The sequence below is a fragment of the Rhodoplanes sp. SY1 genome (genome assembly GCF_046000175.1).
Classification (GTDB): domain Bacteria; phylum Pseudomonadota; class Alphaproteobacteria; order Rhizobiales; family Xanthobacteraceae; genus Rhodoplanes.
This window is the reverse complement of the sequence record NZ_JBEOMB010000154.1, coordinates 1-4,759: the sequence shown is the minus strand read 5'-3', so window position 1 is coordinate 4,759 and position 4,759 is coordinate 1. Positions and strand designations below refer to the sequence as shown.

Below are 4,759 nucleotides of genomic sequence, written 5' to 3'. Positions count from 1 at the left end.
CGGCACGCGGCGCTGAACAGCGACTCCATGGTGCGCGACGGGACCTGCGGGTCGAAGTGCCAGCGCACCTCGCCGGTCCCCGGATCGAGGGCGTGGACCTGATTGCTGCTGGTGCAGGTGTAGAGCAGGTCGCCGGCCTTGATCGGCGTGTTCTGCGACGAGTAGAAGACGCGGCCTTCGCCCGGATCGAGATCACCACTGCGGAACGTCCACGCCTCCCGCAGCCGGCCGACATTGCCGGTGTTGATCTGCGACAGTGTCGAGTAGCGCCGCCCGAGCGTCGTGCCGCCGAAAGCGGGCCACTCGCGACCGGCATCGCGCGCCGGCGCGGCCGTGTCGCCTTGGGCCGGCGGCTCGCCGATCCCGACGCCCGTGGTCTCCGCCGACGCGGCGGCCGCCTCCTCGGTGCGCTCCCAGTGGACCGCTACGACGGCCACGAGGGCGACGACCGTGGCCGTGACACCGACAACGGTGGCTCGCCGCCAGGCGCTGCGCGGCGGCGTCCGCCACAGCACGAAGGCGATCGCCGCGGCGACGACCAGCCCGGTCACGACGCCCAGGCGGCCGGCGAGGTCGAAGCCCCAGGCCGGCATCCAGCCCTTGCCGGCGATCTCGTGGAGCGACCAGGCGAGCGTGAGCAGCAGCGCCGACGCGAAGGCGAGCAAGGCGAGCCGATCCCGCCGCGTCCAGGCGAGCACGCCGCCGGCGAGCAGAAGCAGGCCGGCGATCACGTAATACGCCGTCCCGCCGAGGGTCACGAGGTAGACGCCGAGGGCCGCGGTCGCGAGTCCGAGGAGCGCCAGCAGCGACGCCACGACCAGATAGACCCAACGCCAGGCCCGGTGCCCGGCCGTCGCCACGTGGTCCATGCGATCTCCTCACGTTGTCACGTCGTCCGCCCTGCGCGACCGGTTCGCCGACTCACGTCCATTCACCCGACACGACGCTGCGATCCGTCGCGCAGGATCAGTCCTGTCGGCGCACCACCGTGTGTCTGAGGAAGCCCGTCCGCGGCGTGATCGCTCGGGTCGGGCGTTCACGCCGCAAATCTCAGCAGCGCCGCGACGGGCGAGTTGCCGTCCGGCAGATCGGGACGCCGGACACCGACGACCGTGCCGCCGGTCAGGATGGTCCGGCCGATCGTCTCGTCGACGATGTCGTAGCTCGACGCGCTCGGCGTGCCTTCGACCCGGATGGCTCCCGTGTCCGTGTCGACATGCCCCCAGGTCGCGCCGTCGATGTCGAACAGCAGCGTCTCGACCGCGCCCACCGTCGCCGCGCGGGCGACATGGGAGAGGTCGGCGGAGGCGCGACCCGTCGCGTGCCACCGCCCGAAGCGCTCGCGGATCTCCGCAACGTATCTCGCGTCATGCCCCCCGCAGAACGTCGCGCGCCCGCTGGGCCAGCTCCTGCGCCGACAAATGCTCGGGATTCCCAACGATAACCTCGTCCAGGAGACTTGGAGAGGATGCGACCGACCGGTAGATCGGCACGAGGTAATCGACGCAGGCGAGGATCAGCGGCACGGTCCGTCCGGCGACGACGTTCTGGACGGCGCGATCGACAGCGCGAGCGTACTTCGTGATCAGCGTCTTGCGGACCTCGCCGCCAGCCGCTCTTGCCGGAGCGTCGGGATCGTCGCCGGCCCTGCGGGCGAGATCGTCGATGGCGGCCGGAAGATCCGGAACGGCGATCTCCCTCGCGGGACCATCGGGGCTCACCTCGACGAGCCGCACACTGTTCTGGGCAAAGGCGAGGACGAGCGCGACGCCGGGAAAGCTGACCGCGCGGAGCATCGGCCGCAGATGAAAACGATCGCTCACCGCGCTGGTCTTCCGCAGGCGGGACGGCAGGCGGTAGGTCCGCAACGTGTCGGGCGTGGCGAGCACCGCGAGGCTCGTCGCCTGGTAACGCCAGAAGACGGTGTCGTCGGCCAAGGCACGGAACAGCTCCTCCAGCGCGGCGGCACGGCGGCGGTCGCCAGCTGCGTCGCGATCCCGCAGCTGAACGACAGCTCGCTCGGCGAGGCTGCGGAACTCGAGGCGATCGACATCCATGTGCTGCGTCACCGGGTGGGTCGGCAGATAGATCGAGACGCAGGCCTCCGACCGCGCCGCGACGAGCGTCTCCAGCTCCGATTTGGTCGGCAGGTCGACATGCAGCATGGCTGACTCCGGTTTCAGGCGCCGGCGGCGGCGATGACGTCACGGTCCCACAGGTAACGGGCGCTGGGAAAAATGGTTCTGGCTCTCACCTGGTCGCGCATGCGTCAACTGCGCACACGTGATCAGAACGGCAGTCGCAGCGAAGCGGCGAATGACCACGCGGCGTTTTGCGTCACGACAAACCCGATGGTCTTTCGATGGTCGCCGAAGACGCACGCTTCTCGCAGGGGCGACGTTGCGCTTCAGGGCTCGTCTCGCGCTTCGGCACGCGTCTCGGCCGGAATCGTCAATCGAAACTCCATCCCTCCGTCGCAGGTCACGACCGAGCGGCCATCGAGCTGCTCGACGAAGGCGCGGATCAGCTTGGTGCCGAGTCCGCTGTGCTTCGGCGTCACGGTCGCTGCCGTTGCGCCGCAGCCGTCGTCACGCACGACGATCTCGATCGTGTCGCCATCGCGCCGAACCGAGATCGTGACGTGCCCGACGCGCGCTCCAGGGAAGGCGTGCTTGAAAGCATTCGAGACCACCTCGGTGACGACGAGACCGACCGGTACGGCGCGCGCCAGCGCGAGCTTCACCGGCTCGGCCCGCACCGCCACGGCGATGCCACGCGACGCCGCCCCATAGGCGTCCGCGACGTCACCGATCAGCCGCGGGACGTAGTCGGCGAGGTCGACCTCGGCGCCCGCATCGGCGCGGTAGAGGGTTTCGTGGATGAGGGCGACCGAGTGCAGCCTATCCTGGGTCTCGCGCAGCGCCGCCTTGAACGCGGGTTCGGTGAAACGCTGCTCTTGCATCCGGATCAGGCTGGTCGTCACCTGCAGATTGTTCTTCACCCGATGATGGATTTCCTGCAGCAGCACGTGCTTGTCGCGGAGCGCGGCTTCCAGGCCGGCCCGTGCCGCGGCTTCGGCACGCCCGGCCCGTATCCCGAGCATTGTCAGCGAGCCGATCGCCACCAGCACGATCGCGCAGATGCCGGCGGTCCAGGCGAGGTGCCGGTACCAGGGAGCGAGCACGCTGGCGACCGGGGTCGACGCGGTGACGACCACGGGCCAGCGCTCCAGCCGGCGAAACGAGACGATGCGCTCGATGTCGTCGATGGGGGACACGGCCCGGTAGGTGCCGGCGAGCTCTTGGGCCATGTCCCGGAACAGGATCGTGTCCTCGATCCTCTGCCCGGCCTGGCCGGTCGACAGACCGGTGCGCGCGACCAGCGTGCCGCTGCTGCTCCAGATGGCGAGCACCGTCCCCTGGCCGACATCGCTCGAGGCGACCAGCTCGTCGAGAAAGCCTGGCCGCATCGCCGTTTGGACGACGCCTGCGAGACGCTCGTCGTCGCCGACGATCGGGCGGCTGTAGGTGTAGACGAGGTCTCCCGTGGTGCGGTCGACGATCGCTTCACCGACGTGGCGATCGATGCCGGACTCGCGATGAACCTTGAACCAGCCGCGATCCCCGAACGAGAAGCCGGACGCACCCCGCTCGCTCGACGAAGCGACGCGCCGGCCTTCGGCATCGACGACGAGGATATGATCGGCATCGGCGGTCCGCTGCGCGAGGCCGGCCAGGAACGCGCCAGCGTCCGGTGCTTGCCGCAGGGCACCGACGCCGCCGCGTTCTTGCACGTAAGCGAGCACGTCGGCGAGGACGAGATCGTTGATCTCGAACACCCGCTTTGCGTACTCCTCCAGCACGCGCGCCATGTCGCGCGTCGCCGCCTCGGCGCGTTCGATGGTCGCGCGATGATCGAGCGCCAGGAACAAGCCGCCGGTCAGCAGGATCGCCAGGGCGAAGAAGGCCGCCGTGCCCGAGACGACGATCCGAACGTCGCCGAGCATACCCGATCGAGCCTGCATGTCGCGGAACCCGTGTTCCCTCACCGTAACCGGCGGACAAGGACACTCCCTGCCGCCGGGCTGCTGTCGATGAAGCCTTTTCCTTGAAGAGAGTTCAATCGGACACTTGGACCGCGGCGCGCCCCGGATGGTGCGACGCCGCGCCCGGGAACCACCGGATCGCGGACCGCTTGATCCTCGAATCGTGATCGGCGAGGAGCCCGCAATGGTGCGCTGTCGGACAAACGAGACGTCGCTTTGCCTGCTGGTCGCATCGGCCGCGGCTGTGGCCGGACTTTTCGCGCCGGCTCCGGCCTCTGCGCGCACCGTCGACACCGACAAGGCGCGCGTGCAGGTCGAGCGGATCGCCGGCGTCGCGCATCCCTGGGGCCTCGCGCTGATGCCCGACGGCCGCTTCCTGGTGAGCGAGCGCAACGACGCCCGCATCCAGCTCGGAACACGTGACGGCAAGATGGTGCAGGTCGAAGGCGTGCCGCCGGTGTTCCGCTACAAGGGGCCGACCGGCCGCAGCCAAGCCGGGCTCTTCCACGTCGCGCTGCATCCCGACTTCGCCGACAACCGGCTCGTCTATTTCAGCTTCTCGCAGCCGTCCGAGGAAGGCGCCGGAACCGCGATCGCCCGCGGCCGCCTCGTGGAGACGGTCGACAAGCCGCGCCTCGAGAACGTCGAGGTGATCTACACCCCGAAGGCGCACGACTCGAGTGGTCTCCATTTCGGCGGCCGCTTCGTGTTCCA

At 69.4% G+C, this 4,759-nt stretch carries 4 protein-coding genes and 1 pseudogene; 1 reads left to right on the top strand and 4 read right to left on the bottom strand.

Annotation, left to right across the window (positions count from 1 at the left end; translation table 11 throughout):
* From ABTU92_RS26395 to ABTU92_RS26380, 4 genes and pseudogenes are all read right to left on the bottom strand, one after another.
* Positions 1-869: pseudogene (locus ABTU92_RS26395) on the bottom strand (membrane-bound PQQ-dependent dehydrogenase, glucose/quinate/shikimate family); the annotation flags it as partial.
* Between the two features lie 167 nt (positions 870-1,036).
* Entirely contained in the window at positions 1,037-1,270 is a 234-nt protein-coding gene (locus ABTU92_RS26390) for a hypothetical protein (RefSeq protein WP_408094573.1), read from the bottom strand.
* A gap of 97 nt (positions 1,271-1,367) precedes the next feature.
* Positions 1,368-2,165 (bottom strand): hypothetical protein, encoded by a 798-nt coding sequence (locus tag ABTU92_RS26385; protein ID WP_408094572.1) that lies wholly within the window; start codon positions 2,163-2,165, stop codon positions 1,368-1,370.
* 242 nt (positions 2,166-2,407) lie between these two features.
* Positions 2,408-4,339: a sensor histidine kinase gene (locus ABTU92_RS26380; protein ID WP_408094574.1), complete on the bottom strand. Its 1,932-nt coding sequence runs from the start codon at positions 4,337-4,339 to the stop codon at positions 2,408-2,410.
* A gap of 13 nt (positions 4,340-4,352) precedes the next feature.
* Between ABTU92_RS26380 and ABTU92_RS26375 the strand changes: the two genes are divergently transcribed.
* Positions 4,353-4,759: PQQ-dependent sugar dehydrogenase (locus ABTU92_RS26375; RefSeq protein ID WP_408094571.1), on the top strand; the 407-nt coding region annotated here is incomplete at its 3' end.